Genomic DNA, 17,779 nt, shown 5'->3' with positions numbered 1-17,779 from the left:
AATGCGTCCTCCGTGGACCCGGTGGTCAGGCCGGGTCGTACGAAACAAGTGGTGGACGCAAGATGTCATGCACGCGGCCGGTTGCGGAAGTACCTTTTACCGCCCGGAGGTTCGTTTATCGGTGGCTGAATACCGACTATGGGTGCAACTGCGGAGAATACGGCGGACCGACCGGGCTGGGTACCGTGGGGGCGAACCCTGTCCGGTCGGTCCGTGACGGCGCACCGGTTATACCGGTACGCCGTCCTTGTCGCCGGCCGACTGGACCGGGACGGGGGCCGTCGGCCCGCCGTGCCCGTCGTCGACCAGCGTGGTCTCGTCGAACGGCAGCCGTCCCGCGAGGACTTCGCCGGCCCGGGCGTGGTCGAACTCCTTCGTCCACGTCCCGATGAGCACCGTCGCGATCGCGTTGCCCGCGAAGTTGGTGAGCGCCCGGGCCTCGCTCATGAACCGGTCGATGCCCACGATCAGGCCGACGCCGTCGACGAGTTCCGGCCGGTGCGACTGGAGCCCGCCCGCCAGTGTGGCCAGACCCGCGCCGGTGACCCCGGCGGCACCCTTCGAGGCGATGACCATGAAGAGCAGCAGTGAGATCTGCTCGCCGAGCGCGAGCGGCTTGCCCATCGCCTCGGCGATGAACAGCGAGGACATCGTCAGGTAGATCGCGGTCCCGTCCAGGTTGAAGGAGTACCCGGTGGGCACCGTGATCCCCGTGACGGGACGCGAGACGCCCAGGTGCTCCATCTTCGCGATCAGCCGCGGCAGCGCGGACTCCGAGGAGGAGGTCGAGAGGATCAGCAGGAACTCGCGGCCCAGGTAGCGCAGCAGGGAGAAGACGTTGACCCCCGTGCACACCCGCAGCAGCGTGCCCAGCACCACGAACACGAACAGCAGACAGGTCGTGTAGAAGCCGATCATGATGACGGCCAGGGATTTGAGGGCGTCCATGCCCGTCGCCCCGACCACCGCCGCGATCGCACCGAAGGCACCCACCGGCGCCGCCCACATGATCATCGCGAGCACCCGGAACACCAGCTTCTGCACGTGCCCGATCCCGCGCAGCACCGGCTCGCCCGCCGCACCCATGGCCTGCAGTGCGAATCCGCAGAGCAGCGCCACCAGCAGCGTCTGCAGCACCTGCCCCCCGGTGAAGGCGGACACCAGCGTGGTCGGGATGATCCCGAGCAGGAATTCCGGCGTGCTCTGCGCCCCGCCCGCCTTGGCCTGCGCCTCGCCCGCGTGCTTCACGGCCTCGGTCAGGTGCAGCCCGCTGCCCGGCTCCAAGAGGTTGCCGACCAGCAGTCCGATCGCCAGCGCGACCGTGGACATCACCATGAAGTAGCCGAGGGCGAGCCCGCCCACCGCCCCCACCTTGGCGGCCTTGCGGACCGAACCGATGCCCAGCACGATCGTGCAGAAGATCACCGGCGAGATCATCATCTTGATGAGGTTGACGAAGCCGGTGCCGAGCGGCTTGAGCTCCACGGCCACGCCCGGCGCGGCGAAGCCGACGGCGATGCCGAGCAGCACCGCGGCGATCACCGCGATGTAGAGATAGTGCGTTCTGTCGCGCCTGGCGGCCACGATGCCTCCTGGTGGTGAAGTCGTTCCGGGAGACCATCGCCCAGCGCTGTGACCCCGGTCACCCTTGCGTTCATTGAGTTCACGACCCGGTGCACACTGAGCGCCATGTTCCGCTTCCCCCGGCCCCCGCGCAGCCTCGCCGGCCAGCTCTTCGCCATGCAGGTGCTGCTGGTCGCCGTGGTCGTCGCCGGGTGCGCCGTCTTCGCGTACGCCACCGCACGCGGCCAGGCCGAGGAGGCCGCCCGGCGCCAGGCCGGGGCCGTGGCCCACGCCGTCGCCGACTCGCCGTCCGTGCGCGAGGCCGTACGGGGATCCGCGGGCGGAACCGACCCCTCGGCCTCCCTCCAGCCCTATGCGGAGAAGGTCCGCACCGACTCCGGCGTGGACTTCGTGACGATCATGGCCCCCGACGGGCGGCGCTGGACCCATCCCGACCCGCGGCGCATCGGCGAGCCCTACCTCGGCAACACCGCCCCCGCACTGCGCGGCGAGACCTTCAGCGAGACCTACACCGGCACCCTCGGCCCCTCCATCCGCGTGGTCACACCGCTCACCGACGGCGGCCGGATCGTCGGCCTCGTCAGCTCCGGCATCACCGTCCGCGCGATCAGCGACCGGCTCGCCGCACAGCTCTCGGCGCTCGCCTGGGTCGCCGGCGGGGCGCTCGCCCTCGGAGGCCTGGGCACGTACGTGGTCAACGCCCGGCTGCGCCGCCACACGCACGGCATGAACGCGGCCGAGCTCAGCCGGATGTACGACTACCACCAGGCGGCCCTGCACGGGGTCCGCGAAGGCCTGCTGCTGCTCGACGGACAGCGCAGGATCACCCTGATCAACGACGCGGGGCGGGAACTGCTCGGCCTGCACGGCGGGATGACCGGCACGGGCGTCGCCGACCTCGGCCTGCCCGCTCCGCTCACCGGCGCCCTGCTCGCCGACCGGCCCCGGGTGGACGAGGTGCACCTGACCGCCGACCGGGTGCTCGTCGTCAACAGCTCGCCCGTCGCGGGCGGCGGCCGCCGGGGCACCGTGGTCACCCTGCGCGACCACACCGAACTCCAGTCGCTCACCGGCGAACTGGACCAGGAGCGGGGTTTCACGCAGGCCCTGCGCTCCCAGGCCCACGAGGCGGCCAACCGGCTGCACACCGTGGTCTCGCTGATCGAACTCGGCCGGGCCGACGAGGCGGTGGAGTTCGCCACCGCCGAACTGGAGCTCGCGCAGGCGCTGACCGACCAGGTCATCACCGCGGTCGGGGAGCCCGTGCTGGTGGCGCTGCTGCTGGGCAAGGCCGCCCAGGCGCACGAGCGGGGCGTGGAACTGGTCGTCACGCCCGACAGCCGCAGCCTCGCCGAAGGGGGCGGTCTGCCGCCCGCACGCGACCTGGTCACCGTGCTGGGCAACCTCATCGACAACGCGGCCGACGCCGTCACCTGCGTCCCCGGCGCCCGGATCGCGGTGACCCTGCGGCCGGACGGGGACGAACTGCTGCTGCGGGTCGCCGACAACGGCCCCGGGCTGCCGGAGGGCGTCGACGTGTTCCGCCGCGGCTGGTCCGGCAAGGGCGAGGGGCGGGGCCTGGGCCTCGCGCTGGTGCGCCAGGTGGCACAGCGGTACGGGGGGAGCGTCACCGCGGCCCAGGGCCCGGCCGGGGGCGCGGAGTTCACCGTACGGCTGCCGGCCCCGGGCGGTGCCCGGTGAGCGCGGGCGAGGTGCGGGTGCTGATCGTCGAGGACGACCCGGTGGCCGCCGACGCGCACGCGCTGTACGTCGGGCGGGTGCCCGGGTTCACCGCCGTCGGCGTCGCCCACTCGCTCGCCGAGGCCACCCGGACCCTGGAGCGGACCCGCGTCGACCTGCTGCTGCTCGACCTCACCCTGCCCGACGGGCACGGGCTGCGCTTCGCGCGCGGGCTGCGGGCGGCCGGGCACCCCGTCGACGTGATCGCGGTGACCTCCGCGCGGGACCTGGCGGTGGTCCGCGAAAGCGTCTCCCTCGGCGTGGTCCAGTACGTACTGAAGCCCTTCGCCTTCCCGACCCTGCGCGAACGGCTGCTGCGCTACGCCGAGTTCCGCCAGGCGGCGGGCGAAGCGGCCGGCCAGGACGACGTGGACCGGGCGATGGCCGCCCTGCGCGCACCCCGCCCGGCCCAGCTCCCCAAGGGGCTGAGCGCGCCGACCCTGGACCGGGTCGCCGCCCTCCTGAGGGCGGCGACCGAGGGGCTGACCGCGGCGGGGGCGGCCGAGGCGGCCGGGATCTCCCGGATCACCGCGCGCCGCTACCTGGAGCACCTGGTGGACACCGGCCGCGCGGACCGGACCCCCCGGTACGGCCAGGTCGGCCGCCCCGAACTGCACTACCGCTGGCTGGCGGCGGCGTCCTAGGGCCTGTCGAAGGTGTAGAACTTCCGGTGGTCCAGCATGTCCGCCGGGGTGACGTCGTTCCACGGCCGCATGGTGTCGTGGAGGTCCACCACGTTCGGGGTGCCCGCCGCAGGCAGGTACGCCGACTGCGGGTGGCGTGCCTGCCAGTCGGCCCACAGCTTGTCCACGAAGGCGTGGTGCATCCAGAAGACCGGGTCGTTCGGCGAGACCCCGGTCGCCATCTGCCCGCCGACCCACACGTGCACCCGGTTGTGCAGGTTGGCGCCCCGCCAGCCCTCCAGGTTGTTGCGGAAGCCGCTCGAGGAGCTGTTCCACGGGGCCGCGTCGTACACGGGAATGGCCAGTACGGAGTCCACCTCCGCCCTGGTCGGCAGCTCGGCGACGCCCGTGCCGAGGGCCCGGCGCAGGTAGGCGCGCCCGTCCACCCGTACGTTCACGTTCCACTTGCCGCCCGCATGGGCGAACGGCCCGTCGAGCACCTGCCCGTCCCGGGCCCGGCCTGTGCCGCCGAGGAAGTCGGCGGCCCAGAGCGAGGAGCGGGAGGTGCGGTCGGCGGTCCAGTCCCAGTACGGGATCGACACGCTCGCGTCGACCTTCTGCAGCTCCGCCTCGAACTCCAGCAGGAAGCGCCGGTGCCAGGGCAGGAACGAAGGGGAGCGGTGGCCCACGCGGTCGCCGGAGTCCGTGTCGGACATGATGAAGCCGTTGTGGGTGGTGACGAAGCGGTCGTACGTGCCGGTGCGCTTCAGCTCCAGCAGCGCGGCCGTGAAGGCGCGCTTCTCGTCGGCGGTGAGCGCGGCCTGGTTCTTGCGGACGGTCATGCCGCACCGCCGAACGGGGCGAGCTCGGAGCCCTGGAGATCGCGGACCGCGGCGCGGGCGAGGGAGAGCGGGTCGGCAAAGGTCTCGTAGTGGTTGACGACGCTGATCCAGCTGCCGTCGGCGTTGCGCATCACGTGCAGCTCGCGGCCGTCTATCCGGACGGTGGGCAGCCCGGCGCCGTGGTGGCCGCCGTGGTGGCCGCCCCCGTCCTGGGTTATCCGGATGCGGCGGCCCTGGTAGACCTCGTCGGTGGCCGTGCCCGAGGTCGTCGGAGCAGTGGCCGTGGTGGCGTTCGCGACGGTGGCCGCCAAGCCCCATGCGGTGAGTGCGCCGGCAGTGGTGCCTGCCAAGGCCTGTCGGCGGGTGATCTTGTTCATGGCACGAAGAGGTACCAGGGCGAAGAGGGCCACTGACCGATATCCGGACATCAGCGGATAAGTTGCCGGTAGAACAAGTTGGATGATCTTCCCGTCCGGACCGGCTCCAGTGGCCCGAACGGGAAGACCTGCGGGTGAAACCCTACTCGACGGTAAATCCTCCGGCCGCACCGGCGGGCTATGGAGGCGGTCACACTGCGGAGTCGGCCGGAAGCGGCGGTGCGTGCCGGTCGGCCATCGAAGGGATTCAGGGTCATCTGTCCCATATAGTCCCGATATGGCCCTGCATAAGACGAAGGACGAAGGTGCGCTCGACGCCTGGACGGATGTGTTCGCGTCCGCGCTGAGCGGCCAGATCCTCCCCAAGTACCGGATCCCGGACGAACACTCGCCCACCGAGGTGGTCTACCAGCTCCTCCACAACGAGCTCCTCCTCGACGGCAACGCCGCCCAGAACCTGGCCACCTTCTGCACCACCTGGTCGGACGACGGCGTACACCGCCTGATGAACGAGTGCCTCGACAAGAACATGATCGACAAGGACGAGTACCCGCAGACCGCCGAGATCGAGGAGCGCTGCGTCAACATCCTCGCCGACCTGTGGCACGCCCCCGCCGGAACCGCCGCCACCGGCTGCTCCACCACCGGCTCCAGCGAGGCCGCCATGCTCGGCGGACTCGCCCTCAAGTTCCGCTGGCGCGAGCGCCGCCGCGCCCAGGGCCTGCCCGTGGACCGCCCGAACCTGGTGTGCGGCCCGGTGCAGATCTGCTGGGAGAAGTTCGCCCGCTACTTCGACGTCGAACTGCGCCCGGTCCCCCTCGAGCCCGGAGCCACCGGCCTGCGCGCCCACCAGCTCGCCGACTACGTGGACGAGAACACGATCGGCGTCGTCGCCATCATGGGCGTGACCTACACCTGCGACTACGAGCCCGTCGCCGAGTTCTCCGCCGCGCTCGACGCCATCCAGGCCGAACACGGCTGGGACATCCCCATCCACGTCGACGGCGCGAGCGGCGGCTTCGTCGCACCCTTCCTCCACCCGGACGTGGTGTGGGACTTCCGGCTGCCGCGGGTGGCCTCCATCAACACCTCCGGGCACAAGTACGGACTCGCACCCCTCGGCGTCGGCTGGATCGTCTGGCGCACCGCCGACCTGCTCCCCGCCGACCTCGTCTTCAACGTGGACTACCTCGGCGGCGACATGCCGACCTTCGCCCTCAACTTCTCCCGGCCCGGCGGCGAGGTCATCGCCCAGTACTACCTCTTCCTGCGCCTCGGCCGCGGCGGCTACCGGCGCGTCCAGCAGGCCTGCGCCGACACCGCCCAGTACCTGGCCGGCGAGATCGCCGCCATGGGCCCCTTCACCCTCCTGTACGACGGCCAGGGCGGACTCCCCGCCGTCTCCTACACGCTCACCGACCCGGCCGGATCCCCCTTCACCCTCTACGACCTCTCCGACCGGCTGCGCATGCGCGGCTGGCAGGTCCCCTCGTACCCGCTGCCGCCCGCCCGCGACGACACCGTGATCCAGCGGGTGCTCATCCGGCACGGCGTGACCCGCGACCAGATCGCCCTCCTCGCCGACGACCTGCGCCGGGCCGTCGACCACCTCACCGCCACACCCCCGCCCGTGCCCGCGACCGAACCCCGGTCGGGCTTCCACCACTGAGGTCCCGTACGGGTCCGGCTGGCGTGCCCGGCTGGCGCCCGGCGGGGCACCCCCCGCCGGGCGCCTCAGCCGGACGCCGGCCAGCGCATGCCCAGGGCGTCGAGCGCCGCCACCCGCTCCGGGGTGAGCGAGCTCGCCCGGGAACGCTGGTTGGCGATCCAGGCGCCCAGGCGCAGCTCCTGGTCGCCGACCCGCTCCACGTGCTTGCGGGGCACCCTCAGATGCTGCTCGCGCCGGTGGAACTGTTCGGCCGCCTCCAGGTGATCGGCCCACGCCTCGGCGTGGCTGCGGCGCGGCGCCGGACGCTCCGCCTCGCTCGCGGGGGTCGCGCCGAGGGCGTGCTCCAGCAGCCAGCGCTGCGCCCAGGCCAGCCGCTCCCAGTTCAGCCGCTGGGTACGGACCCACGCGCCCAGGTCCTCGCCCTGGACCAGCACCTCGCCGGGGGCGAGCGGCAGCCGCCCGCCCGCGTCCAGGTGAGCCCGGGTCAGGTGGAAGGCGCGCTGCCAGGAGATCTCCCAGTCCGGGCACCAGGAGGCGTCGATGGCCTCCAGCGCCTCCCGCCGCTCCTCCGACAGGGCCCCAGGGCCCTTCCGGCGGGCCGCGGCCCGCTGGTTCTTCACCCACACCCCGACCGGCGCGCCGCCCCAGGTGGCCTCCACCGGCGGGAGCAGGTGCCCGTGCTCCGCCGCCCAGGCGCGGGCCGCCGAGAGTCCTTCGGCGAACGCCACGTCGAAGTGGCTCCACACCATGCCCAGCGCGTCGAGCTCGGCCGCCCGCTCCCGGCCCAGCGCACCCCGGCGGTAGGTGCGCCGTACGTCCGCGATCCACTGGCCGAGCGGGAACCGGGCGAGCCCGGGCGGCCAGGCCTCGTCGCCCGCCGGGGCCTTGAAGCCGAACGGGACCTTCAGGTCCCCGGCCCCGGCGGCGTAGATCCGGGCGGCCTCGACCCCGCGCCGCCAGTGCTCGTGCTCCGGGTTCAGGACGCGCAGCCGGACGAAGGCGGCCAGCAGCGCCGGATCCCGGGGCGTCGAGAAGCTCAGCAGGCCCTCGGCGCCGCCGCTGAGGCCGCCCGGGGCCGCCGCGCCCGGGGCCCCGCCCGGCACCTGCGGCTGGGCCAGCGACTCGACCAGCCGGGTGTCGTGCGCCCGCAGCGCTTCCAGCAGCCGCGCCAGGTCTCCGTACGCCCGGGAGGTCAGCATCTCCGCCGGGCTCTCGCCGGGCCCCAGCAGCACCGGCACCACCAGGGAGGCGACCTTCCCCTCCCCGGGGCGGATCCGCAGCGCCCGCCCGACCGCCTGGACCAGGTCGGGCATGGAGCCCCGTACGTCCGCCCAGAAGACGGAGTCGCACTCCTTGGTGTCGACCCCCTCGCCCAGCACCCGCACGCTGCCGAGGAACGCCTTCTCGGCGACCCGGGCATCGGCGAACGCGGACAGCACCCGCCGCCGGTGCGGCGCCGAATGCTGCCCGCACAGCCAGTCCGCCCACACCCGCCGGGGATACACCGGGCGCGGGGTGCGGCTCGTCAGCCGCAGCCGCGTCGCCACCGCCGGCAGGCCGGCCGCGAACGCCTCGGCCTCCTTGGTCAGATGGTGGAAGACCAGCGTCCGCCGGAACCCCTGGTGCACCGCGGCCTTCACGAGAGCCGTCTGCAGTGCGGCGAGCCGGGCCCCGCGCACCTCGTCCGAGCGCCCGTCGCGGCCCATCAGCACGGCCGCCTGGAACCCCGGATCGGTCACGTCCACGCACACGACCCGGTAGGGGGCGCAGATCCCGCGGTCGATGGCCTCCGACAGGGACAGCGTGTAGCAGCGGGCGCCGAACGGCCCCCGGGGGTCGTCCTCCATGGAGGCGACCAGCTCGCCGCGCCCCCTGGCGCCGCTGCCTCCGCCCTCCTCCTCGCTCTCCTCGCCGTCCTGCCAGACCCGGGGCGTGGCCGTCAGGTAGAGCCGCCGGACCGCGGGGATCCGCGTGTTGTCGTGGACCACCGCCCAGGGTTTGCCGATCCGCCCGGAGGTGCGGTGCGCCTCGTCGACCACGACCAGGTCCCAGCCGGGCAGCCCGGCGAGGTGCGCCCGCTCCACGATGCCCAGTCCGAGCGAGGCGTACGTGGCGAACACGGTCACCCGCTCCACCGAAGGGCCGCACCAGCGGGCCAGCTCCGCCGGATCCGTGGTCGTGGGCACCCCCGCGTCCTCGCCGCGCAGCGAGCACACGGCGAGGGAGCGCCCGGTGCGGCCGCCGTCCCGCCAGGCCGCGGCCGTCTGTACGAGCAGGTCCAGCGAGGGCACCAGCACCAGGACCCGCCCGGCCCGCAGCTCCTCGGCCGATCGGACGGCGACGAGGGACTTCCCCGACCCCGTCGCCATGATCACCTGGGTGCGCAGCCCGGCCCCGGGTACCCGGCCCCCGGCCGGCAGCTCCAGGGCCCGCACCACCGCATCGACGGCCTCACGCTGGTGCGGGCGCAGCTGCTTCCTCGCCATTCACCTCACCCACCCCTGTGATCTGCTGATTCGTCTCCAGCTCCTATCCTGCCCTGATTTTGACGCACATGCCCGGAGGGTCGTGACACGGGTCACACCAGGGAGCGTCAAGTGCGGTGGGCTTGTCTTGTCCCATGGACATGAACGAGACCAAGAAGGTACTGCTGGCCGGGGCGAGCGGAGTCCTGGGACGCCACATCACCGAGGCGCTCACCCGCACCGGACACACCGTGATCAGCCTCGGCCGGGGCACCGGAGCCGACGTCCGCGCCGACCTGATGGACCGTGACGGACTGCTGCGCGCGGTCGACGGAGTCAAGGCCGACATCGTCGTGCACGCCGCGACCGCCCTGCGCGAGGCCCCGATGAAGCACAAGGACGTGTTCGCCACCGACGACCTGCGGCTCACCGGCACCAGGTACCTGATGGAGGCCGCCCACATCGTCGGAGCCCGCCGCGTCATCGCCGAGTCGATGGTCTTCGGATACGGCTACCGGGACTTCGGCGCCCACGTCATCACCGAGGACGCCGACCCCTACGCCCCGGTCGGCGACCCGGCCGTGGAACGCCACCTCGAAGGGATGCGGGTCAAGGAGCAACTCGTCCTCGGCGACCCGGACATCGAGGGGATAGCGCTGCGCTTCGGCCTCTTCTACGGCGCCGGCGGAACCGAGTCGTTCGTCGAGCTGCTGCGCACGCGGAAGATCGCGGCGGTCGCCGACCGGGGCAGGGTGCTGCCCTGGGTCGACCTCGCCGACGCCGGACGCGCCGTGGCCCTCGCCGTCGAAGGCGGCCGCCCCGGGGAGGCGTACAACATCGTCGACGACACCCCGATGGGCTTCGGCGGGTACGTGAAGAACGTCGCCGAGGCGTTCGGGACCCCGAAGCCGCTGACCGTGCCCGCCTGGCTGATGCGCCCCTTCTCCTACGTCCACCGCGTGGTCACCACGAACATGCGGGTCTCCAACGCCAAGGCGAGGGCCGGCCTCGGGTGGGCGCCGAGCCACCCCGGATGCACCGAGACCCTGAAGGCGCTCGCGGCGAAGTGAGGCGGAGGGCGGGCGGGGAACACAACGGGAGAGGGAACGGGAATGCGGGACGGATCCCGGACGGACCTTGATCATCCGGCTGGGCGGTGCCACCGTACCGATCATGACTGACCCCTTCGAGGAGCACCGGCGCCTGCTGTTCGCGGCCGCCTACCGCATGCTCGGCAGCGTCGCCGACGCCGAGGACATCGTGCAGGACGCCTGGCTGGCCTGGCACCGCGCCGACCGGGCGTCCGTGGAGAACCCCAGGGCCTACCTGGTGCGCACCGTCACCAACCTCAGCCTGAACCGGCTGAAGTCCGCCCGGGTGGTGCGCGAGGCGTACGTGGGGCCCTGGCTCCCCGAACCGCTCCTCACCACGCCGGACATCGCGGAGGAGGCCGAGTTGGCCGACACCGTCTCGATGGCGGTCCTGGTCGTCCTGGAGACCCTGACCCCGACCGAGCGGGCCGTGTTCGTGCTCCGCGAGGTGTTCGGCTACTCCTACGCGGAGATCGCCGAGGTCGTCGGGAAGTCCGAGGCGGCCGTGGGCCAGTCCGCGCACCGGGCCCGCGCACACGTACGCGCCCGCCGCCCCCGCTTCACCGCCGACCCGGCCGAACAGCGCCAGATCGCCGAGAAGTTCCGCGCGGCCTGCGCCGGCGGAGACCTCGGAGAGGTGCTCGCGCTCCTCGCCCCCGACGTCGTCTCGTGGTCGGACGGCGGCGGCGTCGTCACGGCCGCCCGCCGCCCGCTGCACGGCCCGGACAGCGTCGCCCGCTGGTTCCTCGGCGTCCTCGCCAAACCGGAGGTCCAGGGCGTCGAGATGCACCCCGCCGAGATCAACGGCGAGCCCGGACTGCTTCTGGTGTACGGCGGCGTGAACGCAGGCGCCCTCACCTTCGACGCCGTGGACGGCCGGATCACCGCGCTGCGCCTCGCGATCAACCCGCAGAAGCTGCGCGGCATCCAGGCCTGAGGGGCGCTGCTACCGCGCTCCGAAGTTCTGCGTCCACCAGGGTCCGCCCGAACCCTGGTGGATGCCCACGCCGATGTCCTTGAAGGAGCAGTTGAGGATGTTCGCCCGGTGGCCCGGGCTGTTCATCCAGGAGTCCATGACCGACTTCGCCGTCTGCTGGCCCCGCGCGATGTTCTCCCCGTACGTCGACCAGCGGTACCCGGCCGCGGTCGTCCGGTCGCCCGGGTCCTTGCCGTCGGGGTTGGTGTGGTCGAAGAAGTTCCGCGCCGCCATGTCGTCGGAGTGCCCCTGGGCGGCCGCCCGCAGCTGCGGGTCCTCCTTGAGGGGGCCGCAGCCGGCCGCCGCCCGCTCGGAGTTGACCAGGGCTATCACCTGCCCGGCCACACCCTGCGGGGCCGGCGCCGGCGGGGGAGCGGAGGTCTTCTTGGCCGGGGAGGCCGAGGTTTTCGCCGGGGTCGGACTGGGGCTCGGGCTCGCGGAGGCGGACGCCGAAGCCGACGGGGAGGGCGACGGCGAGGCGGAGGCCGACGGGGAGGGGAGCGCGGAGGCGGACTCGGTCGCCGAGAGCGCGGCCAGCGGCGCGGGCGCGCCCTCGTCCTTCTTGCCGCCGGAACCGGGAAGCGTGCCGAGGTACACCAGGCCGCCGCCCGCCACGCACGCCGCGACCACCGCGGCGCCGACCACCCGGCGGCGCTGGCGGCGGTGCCTGCGCAGGGCCCCGCGGCCGCCGGCCGCCTCGCCGGCAGCCTCGCCGGCCGTGGTACCCACCTGGGCGAGCTCGTCCGGGCCCGCGGCGGACGCCGAGGCGGCGGGGACGAAGCCGACGGCGCCGGCCGTCCGGGTCCACGCGAGCAGCGCCGCCGAGAGCGGTACGAGCGCCAGCCCGGCCAGCAGCCCCTCCGCCGGAACCAGGCCGCTCCACAGGCCGGAGCAGCGTACGCACTCACGCGCATGGCGGGCTATTCGCTTGCGCCACAGCGCGGAGGGCTCGCCGTCCCAGGTCGCCACCACGGCCCGCAGCTCCTCGCACCGCGGCTGCGCGTCCAGCGCCCGCTCGACCACCCGCGCCGACTCCAGCTGCGCCTTCATCCGCTGGATCCGCACCGCCGCGTGCTGCGCGGGCAGCTCCAGGGCGGCGGCGACCTCCGCCCGGGTCAGCTCCCCGGCGCACTCCAGCCACCACAGCGACAGCAGACCCCGGTCGTCGGGCTCCAGCCAGCGCGTGGCGCGGGCCGTCTCGCGCCGCTGGCCCGACAGGTTCAGCCGTACGACGGTCAGGTCGACGAAGTCCGCCCCCGGGTCGGCCACGTCATCGGCCGCGTCCAGGGCGGCGCTCTGCCCGAAGCCGCTCTGCCGGTCCTGCCAGTGCGCGCGGACCCGGTTCATCGCGATCGCCACCAGCCAGGACCGGAAGCTCTCGTCCGAGCGCAGACCGCCCAGCCCGTCGAGGGCGCGCAGCATGGTGTCCTGGACCACGTCGTCCACGTCGACGGAGCCGTTCAGGGCCCGCCCGACGATGTTGTAGACCAGCGGCAGATGGGTGGCGACGAGCTCGTCCTGCGCCCGGGGATCGCCTGCGCGGGCCGCTGCCACAAGCGCTGCCGTCTGCTGAGTACTCATGTGATGTCCCTGTCCGTACCGGCGGTCGATGATGCCCAATACCTGGGAGACCGTCGAGTGGGGCCCCGATAACAGTTATCCGGAATCTGTTTTCCCGGCATCCGCCGGCCATGGTCCCGCCCTCCCCTCCGCGGGCGCGCCCGGCCTCCTCCCTTGCGGACCCGCGAGCACCCCAAGATCTACCAAAAGGTGCAAATGGGTGAAATCTCCCAATCAACTCCCTTCCCGGCATATGCCTCTTGATGGTGTGTCAGCGGCAATCGTGCGAGGCATAATCGGGCCCGGTCGTCTCCGGAGGCAATGGAGCCATGGGGGCACGAACCGATCTCCCGAGCGGATTCCCGCACCGACCGACCCCCAAGGCGCCCGCAGATGTCCCTGGCCAGCCGCCCCCGCCTCGCGGCCCTGCTCGCCGCGATCACCATAGGCGTCGCCGGGACGACGGCGTGGGCCTACGGACACGTGACCGACCGACAGCCGGACGGCCCTGAGGCGTTCGTCACACCGAGCGTGACCGAGGGCTCCGCGCTCCAGGTCGTCGCGCACCCCGACGACGACCTCTTCTTCATGAACCCCGACCTGAGCCGCTCCATATCGACGGGCATCAGGGTCACGACCGTCTACCTGACCTCCGGCGAGTCCGACGGCAGGAACGAGGCCCACAGCCCGCACCTGCAGGACGCCGTGGGCCCCGCCGACCGAGCCGCCTACGCGGAGGCCCGGCAGAACGGCATCCGGGCCGCCTACGCGGAGATGGCCACCGGGGAACGCACCAGCGCCTGGCAGCGCCGCTCCATACCCACCGCCGGCGGAGGCAGCGCGGAGGTGGACGTGCTCGTCGCCAGGCCCGAGGTCAACCTGGTGTGGATGCAGCTCCGCGAGGCCCGCAGCATCTCCGGGGACAACCCGGACAGCCTGCGCGGACTGTGGGACGGCAAGGTGCCCGCCCTGGGGGCGCAGCTGACCTCCGGGACGCCGGTCAAGCCCTGGTTCTCGTACACCAAGGAGCAGGCGGTGGCCGCCATCGCGGACGTGTTCGCGCGCTACAGGCCGACCACGATACGGACGCAGGACCCGACCCCCGGCAGGACGGGGAGCGGCACCTTCCTCGACCACCAGGACCACATGTACGGCGCCCGCTTCGTGCAGGCGGCCGCCGAGCGCTACGCGAAATCCGCGGACCGGCCGCACTTCTCGGTCCAGAACTACGTGAGCTACCCGAACAGCTCGCTGCCCCCGACGCTCGACCCGCAGACCGCCGAGGAGAAGCTCGGCTACCTCAAGACCTACGCCTGGACGGATCACCAGGACTGGTGCGGCAGCCCCGCCGGCTGCGGCGACCGCAAGACCGCGACCCGGCCCGCCGGTGCGGGCTGGAGCCAGACCATCCGGTACAGCCGGGGCGACGGCACGTCCTGGATGGCCGAAGGCGCCCCGGGACGGCTGTGGGCCTTCGCGGTGCTGGACGGCCGGATGGCGTACTGGTCGCGCACCGGCGCGCAGGCCCCCTGGCAGGGCCCCCGGTTCCTTCCCGGCACCGGCACGGGCACCGTCGTGGACGCGGGCGGGAAGGCGGTGCGGCTGCCCGGCGGCAGGGTCGCGGTGTTCGCCACCCGCACCACCCTGGGTACGGCGCCCCAGGACTACGGCCGCGACGTCGTGTACGCCGTCCAGGCCGCGGCCGGCGGGGAGTTCGGCCCGTGGCAGTCCCTGGGCACCCCCGACACCGCCGACATATCCGGCACCTCGGCGATCAGCGGACCCGCGGTCGCGGTCGATCCGGCGGGCCGGATGACGGTGTACGTACGCGATTCCGCGCGCACGCTGCGCGCCCGGACCCAGGCGGCCGCGGGCGGCTCGTTCGGCGAGTGGCAGGCCCTGGGCGGCGCCGGCCTCCAGGGCGACCCGGTCACCGCGACCGACGGGTCGGGGCGGCGGCACGTGTACGCGGCGACCTCGGAGTCCGTCCTCGCCTGGGTCCAGCAGGCGCCCGGTGACCCGTTCGGCGGGCCGTTCCCGACCGGGCTGCCGCAGACCACGGGCGTGCTCTCGGCGAGCCCGGAGGGCGGCGGAGTCCGGCTGTTCTTCCGCCGGCCCGGCACGGGCAACGTCTGCACGAGCCTGGCCGGCGCGGGCGAACCCGCGCCGGAGTTCTCCCCGGTCGCCGAGGAGGGCGGTCTGGGCGGCTACGGCGCGGTCGGCGTCGCCGGCCATCTGCTCGCGGGCCGCGCGGACGCGGGCACGGTCGCCTGGGCGGTCACGGACGGTCCGCGCTCCTGGCAGCAGTCCCAGATGCTCTACACGGGGGCCCCGGCGGCCGTGGCCGACAGCTCCGGAACGGCCGTCGCCGCGGCCCTCGGCCTGGACGCCGAGCTGCACGTCGTCAACGCGGTCCCGCAGCCCGGGACCGAGCCGCACGGCAGCCGGACCCCCTCCCCGTGGCACCGGGCGGTTCAGCCCCGGCCGCACGCACAGGACGGGAGCGCCGACCGGACCGTCGCCGGGGGACCCCCGCTGCGGTGACCCGCGCCGTGCGCCCGCGGCCCCCGGAACCCGGGTGGCAGCCGGGGCCGCGGCGGGCGACGATGACGGACGGACCCCCTCCGGGGACGGCGGCGGCACGACCCCCACCCACCAGCGATCGGGGCTCTCATGACCCCTTCCCTCCTCCCGTGCGGACGGCGCGTGCGCGTGCGGCCGGGCGCGGTCGGCGCCGTGGCCGCCTGCGCGGCCCTCGCGGCCCTCATGACCGGGTGCAGGAACGACGCCGTGCCCGCCTGGGGGTACCCGGAGCTCAGGACGACCCTGAGATCGCTTTCCGCGGTCCTGGAAGAGGGCTGCGACGAAACGGCCCCCGCGAGCTGCGCGAAGCACCTCGACCGGCTGGACGCCCTGGCGGAGCGGGCCTTCACCCAGGTCCTCGACCACAAGCTCCTCGACGGCGGATACGTGGCCGCGCTGAACGAACTCGACGACGCGAGGGCCCGGCGGGCCGCCGCCGCGGGGCAGGCCCCGTCCCGGCACGATCCGCACCACCTCCCGTTCCGGCGTGCGGTGCAGGCGGAACGGCGCGCGTACGAGCACCTCCTCGCCGAGCTGGAACGTCTGCGCACCGCTCCGCCGCCGGGTGACGGGACGGAGCCCGTCTGAGCGGACGCCCGGCCCGGGGCGGGACGGCCTAGGAACGCAAGGGCGGTGTGGGGAGAGCCCCGTCGTCGAGCGCGACCAGCGAGAGGACGAGGATCGAGGCCGTCCACGCCAGGGGTGCCACCGACGAGGGCCTGCCGGCCCGGTCGACCTTCTCGGACAGTTCGCCGAGCGGGTTCCGCTTGGCGAGGATCCAGTCCAGGACCTTCCCGGCATCCGCCGTCCTCCCCGTGCCGGCCCAGGCGAGGGCGAAGAGCGCCGTACTCGGCGTCCAGGCGTAGGCGCCCCAGGGCGCCGTCGGATCGTTTCCGGGAGTGAGGCCCCCCTGGGGCAGGAGCAGGGCCTGGTACGTGGCGTCGAGCGCGCGGGGCAGGCCGGGCGGGGCCGCGTTGAACGGCGGCGCCATGAAGGCCACCGCGCTGTCGCGGCCGTGCTGCCCGTCGACGGTGCGCTGGTATCCCAGCGGAGCGAACCTGCCGGCAATCGCGGCGGAGAGCCGCCCGGCGGCGCCGGACCAGCGTGCCGCGTCGGCCGGCCGGCCGAGTTCCCGGGCGAGGTCCGCGGAGGCGTTGAGCCCGGAGAGCAGGGGGGCGGCCGTCCCGATGTTCGGCGTGGCCGTCGTCAGCTCCCAGTAGTCCGGGGAGGCCGGGGGCAGGCCGTCCTTCCCCAGGGAGGCCGCCGCACGGTCGGCCGCCTTGCGGACCATCGGGTAGAGGCCCGTCAGCCGGGCGTGGCGGGTGCTTCGAGGCGCCGTCCGGTACCACTGCCAGGTGGCCCAGGGGACCCAGCCGTTGGCGTCGAGCTGCCACCGCCTGCCGTCCGGCGGGCCGGAGCCGTCGAGTTTCGTCCGCGCGTCCCAGGTGCCGTCCTTGCGCTGGGTCGCAGCGCTGTAGCGCAGGATCCGGTAGGCCTCGGCATCGTGGCCGGTGTGGGCGAACGCGGCGGCGGCGAAGCCGGCGTCGCGCGGCCAGGAGTACATCCAGCCGGGAGTCCACCCCGCCGCCAGGGCCCCGTTGGGCCGGAGCAGGGCGCGCGTGGACAGCAGGGCCCGCTCCGCCGCCGCCCGCTGTGCGGGTGACCTGCCGGGCACCCGTCCGGCGGCCAGCCAGGCGCGGCTCTGCGCGATCTGCCGCCGGGCCGCCGGATCGCCGGCGGCTACCAGGACCGATGCCGTCCGGTCGGCGGGGACGTACCTCCACCGCCCGGACGGCAGCCGCAGCACGTTGCTCCGCTCGACGTACTGCGCGTCCTTGGCGACCGACGCCGTGATGCCCTCGACGGCGGTCTCATGGGCCAGGAGACCGACGGTGGGGGCGGCGAGGATCGACAGGGGCGCGTAGCTGCCCTCGGCTTCACCGTGGCTCTGGTGCCCCAGGGCCCGCACGAAGAACACCTGCCGCTTCTCGTCGGCGGGCCGGGCGACGGGGACCGCCGCGACGCACACGGGAAGCGCGACGCTCGCGAGGGACGCCGTGACGACCGCCCAGCGGACCAGCGGGACAGCAGGCATGACCGCTCCTTCTCCTGGGCTCTCCGGGCCGGGCGAACCCGCCCGGTGTCCGGGCGTCCCGGGGTCCCGGTGGCGGGCGTCCCGGCGTCCGGGCCTTCCGGCGTTCCAGGCGTCTCGGCCTTCCGGCGTACGTGTGTCCCGGTGTCCCGCCCTTCCGCCCTTCCGGGCACAGGC

General features: G+C 73.6%; 13 protein-coding genes. 7 read left to right on the top strand and 6 right to left on the bottom strand.

The features are described from left to right. Positions 1–228: 228 nt before the first annotated feature. On the bottom strand, positions 229–1,584 hold the full coding sequence (locus ACIGFK_RS17910; protein WP_400052534.1) for a cation:dicarboxylate symporter family transporter: 1,356 nt from the start codon (positions 1,582–1,584) through the stop codon (positions 229–231). A gap of 105 nt (positions 1,585–1,689) precedes the next feature. Between ACIGFK_RS17910 and ACIGFK_RS17905 the strand changes: the two genes are divergently transcribed. Beyond that, positions 1,690–3,285: an ATP-binding protein gene (locus tag ACIGFK_RS17905; protein WP_386467641.1), complete on the top strand. Its 1,596-nt coding sequence runs from the start codon at positions 1,690–1,692 to the stop codon at positions 3,283–3,285. Further along, the gene (locus ACIGFK_RS17900; RefSeq protein WP_376657060.1) at positions 3,282–3,968 is read left to right on the top strand and encodes a response regulator; all 687 of its coding nucleotides are present in this window, start codon (positions 3,282–3,284) and stop codon (positions 3,966–3,968) included. Before ACIGFK_RS17905 ends, ACIGFK_RS17900 begins: the two co-directional genes overlap by 4 nt. On the opposite strand, the gene ACIGFK_RS17895 is transcribed toward ACIGFK_RS17900, so the two are convergent. Beyond that, positions 3,965–4,789 (bottom strand): tyrosinase family protein, encoded by an 825-nt coding sequence (locus ACIGFK_RS17895; RefSeq protein ID WP_376657059.1) that lies wholly within the window; start codon positions 4,787–4,789, stop codon positions 3,965–3,967. The genes ACIGFK_RS17900 and ACIGFK_RS17895 overlap by 4 nt on opposite strands. Next, the gene (locus ACIGFK_RS17890; RefSeq protein ID WP_376657058.1) at positions 4,786–5,166 is read right to left on the bottom strand and encodes a tyrosinase cofactor; all 381 of its coding nucleotides are present in this window, start codon (positions 5,164–5,166) and stop codon (positions 4,786–4,788) included. The genes ACIGFK_RS17895 and ACIGFK_RS17890 overlap by 4 nt, the downstream gene beginning before the upstream one ends. Positions 5,167–5,443: 277 nt before the next feature. Between ACIGFK_RS17890 and ACIGFK_RS17885 the strand changes: the two genes are divergently transcribed. Beyond that, entirely contained in the window at positions 5,444–6,835 is a 1,392-nt protein-coding gene (locus ACIGFK_RS17885) for a glutamate decarboxylase (RefSeq protein ID WP_376657057.1), read from the top strand. 65 nt (positions 6,836–6,900) lie between these two features. Here ACIGFK_RS17885 and ACIGFK_RS17880 read toward each other — a convergent pair whose 3' ends face one another. Continuing rightward, positions 6,901–9,321 (bottom strand): Helicase associated domain protein, encoded by a 2,421-nt coding sequence (locus ACIGFK_RS17880; RefSeq protein WP_386467639.1) that lies wholly within the window; start codon positions 9,319–9,321, stop codon positions 6,901–6,903. Positions 9,322–9,455: 134 nt separating this feature from the next. Between ACIGFK_RS17880 and ACIGFK_RS17875 the strand changes: the two genes are divergently transcribed. Next, the gene (locus tag ACIGFK_RS17875; protein ID WP_376657055.1) at positions 9,456–10,370 is read left to right on the top strand and encodes an NAD-dependent epimerase/dehydratase family protein; all 915 of its coding nucleotides are present in this window, start codon (positions 9,456–9,458) and stop codon (positions 10,368–10,370) included. A 103-nt stretch (positions 10,371–10,473) separates the two neighbouring features. Next, positions 10,474–11,328, top strand: coding sequence for an RNA polymerase sigma-70 factor (locus ACIGFK_RS17870; protein ID WP_376657054.1), 855 nt, complete (start codon positions 10,474–10,476; stop codon positions 11,326–11,328). A 9-nt stretch (positions 11,329–11,337) separates the two neighbouring features. Here ACIGFK_RS17870 and ACIGFK_RS17865 read toward each other — a convergent pair whose 3' ends face one another. Continuing rightward, positions 11,338–12,948, bottom strand: coding sequence for a sigma-70 family RNA polymerase sigma factor (locus tag ACIGFK_RS17865; RefSeq protein WP_400052530.1), 1,611 nt, complete (start codon positions 12,946–12,948; stop codon positions 11,338–11,340). A 372-nt stretch (positions 12,949–13,320) separates the two neighbouring features. On the opposite strand from ACIGFK_RS17865, the gene ACIGFK_RS17860 reads away from it, so the two are divergent. Together ACIGFK_RS17860 and ACIGFK_RS17855 are read left to right on the top strand one after the other, a co-directional pair. Further along, positions 13,321–15,471: a PIG-L family deacetylase gene (locus ACIGFK_RS17860; RefSeq protein ID WP_400052529.1), complete on the top strand. Its 2,151-nt coding sequence runs from the start codon at positions 13,321–13,323 to the stop codon at positions 15,469–15,471. A gap of 162 nt (positions 15,472–15,633) precedes the next feature. Continuing rightward, positions 15,634–16,098: a hypothetical protein gene (locus ACIGFK_RS17855; RefSeq protein WP_376657051.1), complete on the top strand. Its 465-nt coding sequence runs from the start codon at positions 15,634–15,636 to the stop codon at positions 16,096–16,098. A gap of 28 nt (positions 16,099–16,126) precedes the next feature. Here ACIGFK_RS17855 and ACIGFK_RS17850 read toward each other — a convergent pair whose 3' ends face one another. Then, positions 16,127–17,605 (bottom strand): hypothetical protein, encoded by a 1,479-nt coding sequence (locus ACIGFK_RS17850; RefSeq protein ID WP_376657050.1) that lies wholly within the window; start codon positions 17,603–17,605, stop codon positions 16,127–16,129. Positions 17,606–17,779 lie beyond the last annotated feature (174 nt).

The organism is Streptomyces sp. NPDC085524 (assembly GCF_044541755.1).
Taxonomy (GTDB): domain Bacteria; phylum Actinomycetota; class Actinomycetes; order Streptomycetales; family Streptomycetaceae; genus Streptomyces.
This window is presented reverse-complemented; position numbering and strand designations above follow the sequence as displayed.

Coding starts and splice junctions, on each gene's coding strand:
- ACIGFK_RS17905 (WP_386467641.1), top strand. CDS start 1,690: ATGTTCCGCTTCCCCCGGCCCCCGCGCAGCCTCGCCGGCCAGCTCTTC.
- ACIGFK_RS17850 (WP_376657050.1), bottom strand. CDS start 17,605: ATGCCTGCTGTCCCGCTGGTCCGCTGGGCGGTCGTCACGGCGTCCCTC.
- ACIGFK_RS17880 (WP_386467639.1), bottom strand. CDS start 9,321: ATGGCGAGGAAGCAGCTGCGCCCGCACCAGCGTGAGGCCGTCGATGCG.
- ACIGFK_RS17890 (WP_376657058.1), bottom strand. CDS start 5,166: ATGAACAAGATCACCCGCCGACAGGCCTTGGCAGGCACCACTGCCGGC.
- ACIGFK_RS17865 (WP_400052530.1), bottom strand. CDS start 12,948: ATGAGTACTCAGCAGACGGCAGCGCTTGTGGCAGCGGCCCGCGCAGGC.
- ACIGFK_RS17895 (WP_376657059.1), bottom strand. CDS start 4,789: ATGACCGTCCGCAAGAACCAGGCCGCGCTCACCGCCGACGAGAAGCGC.
- ACIGFK_RS17860 (WP_400052529.1), top strand. CDS start 13,321: ATGTCCCTGGCCAGCCGCCCCCGCCTCGCGGCCCTGCTCGCCGCGATC.
- ACIGFK_RS17885 (WP_376657057.1), top strand. CDS start 5,444: ATGGCCCTGCATAAGACGAAGGACGAAGGTGCGCTCGACGCCTGGACG.
- ACIGFK_RS17870 (WP_376657054.1), top strand. CDS start 10,474: ATGACTGACCCCTTCGAGGAGCACCGGCGCCTGCTGTTCGCGGCCGCC.
- ACIGFK_RS17875 (WP_376657055.1), top strand. CDS start 9,456: ATGGACATGAACGAGACCAAGAAGGTACTGCTGGCCGGGGCGAGCGGA.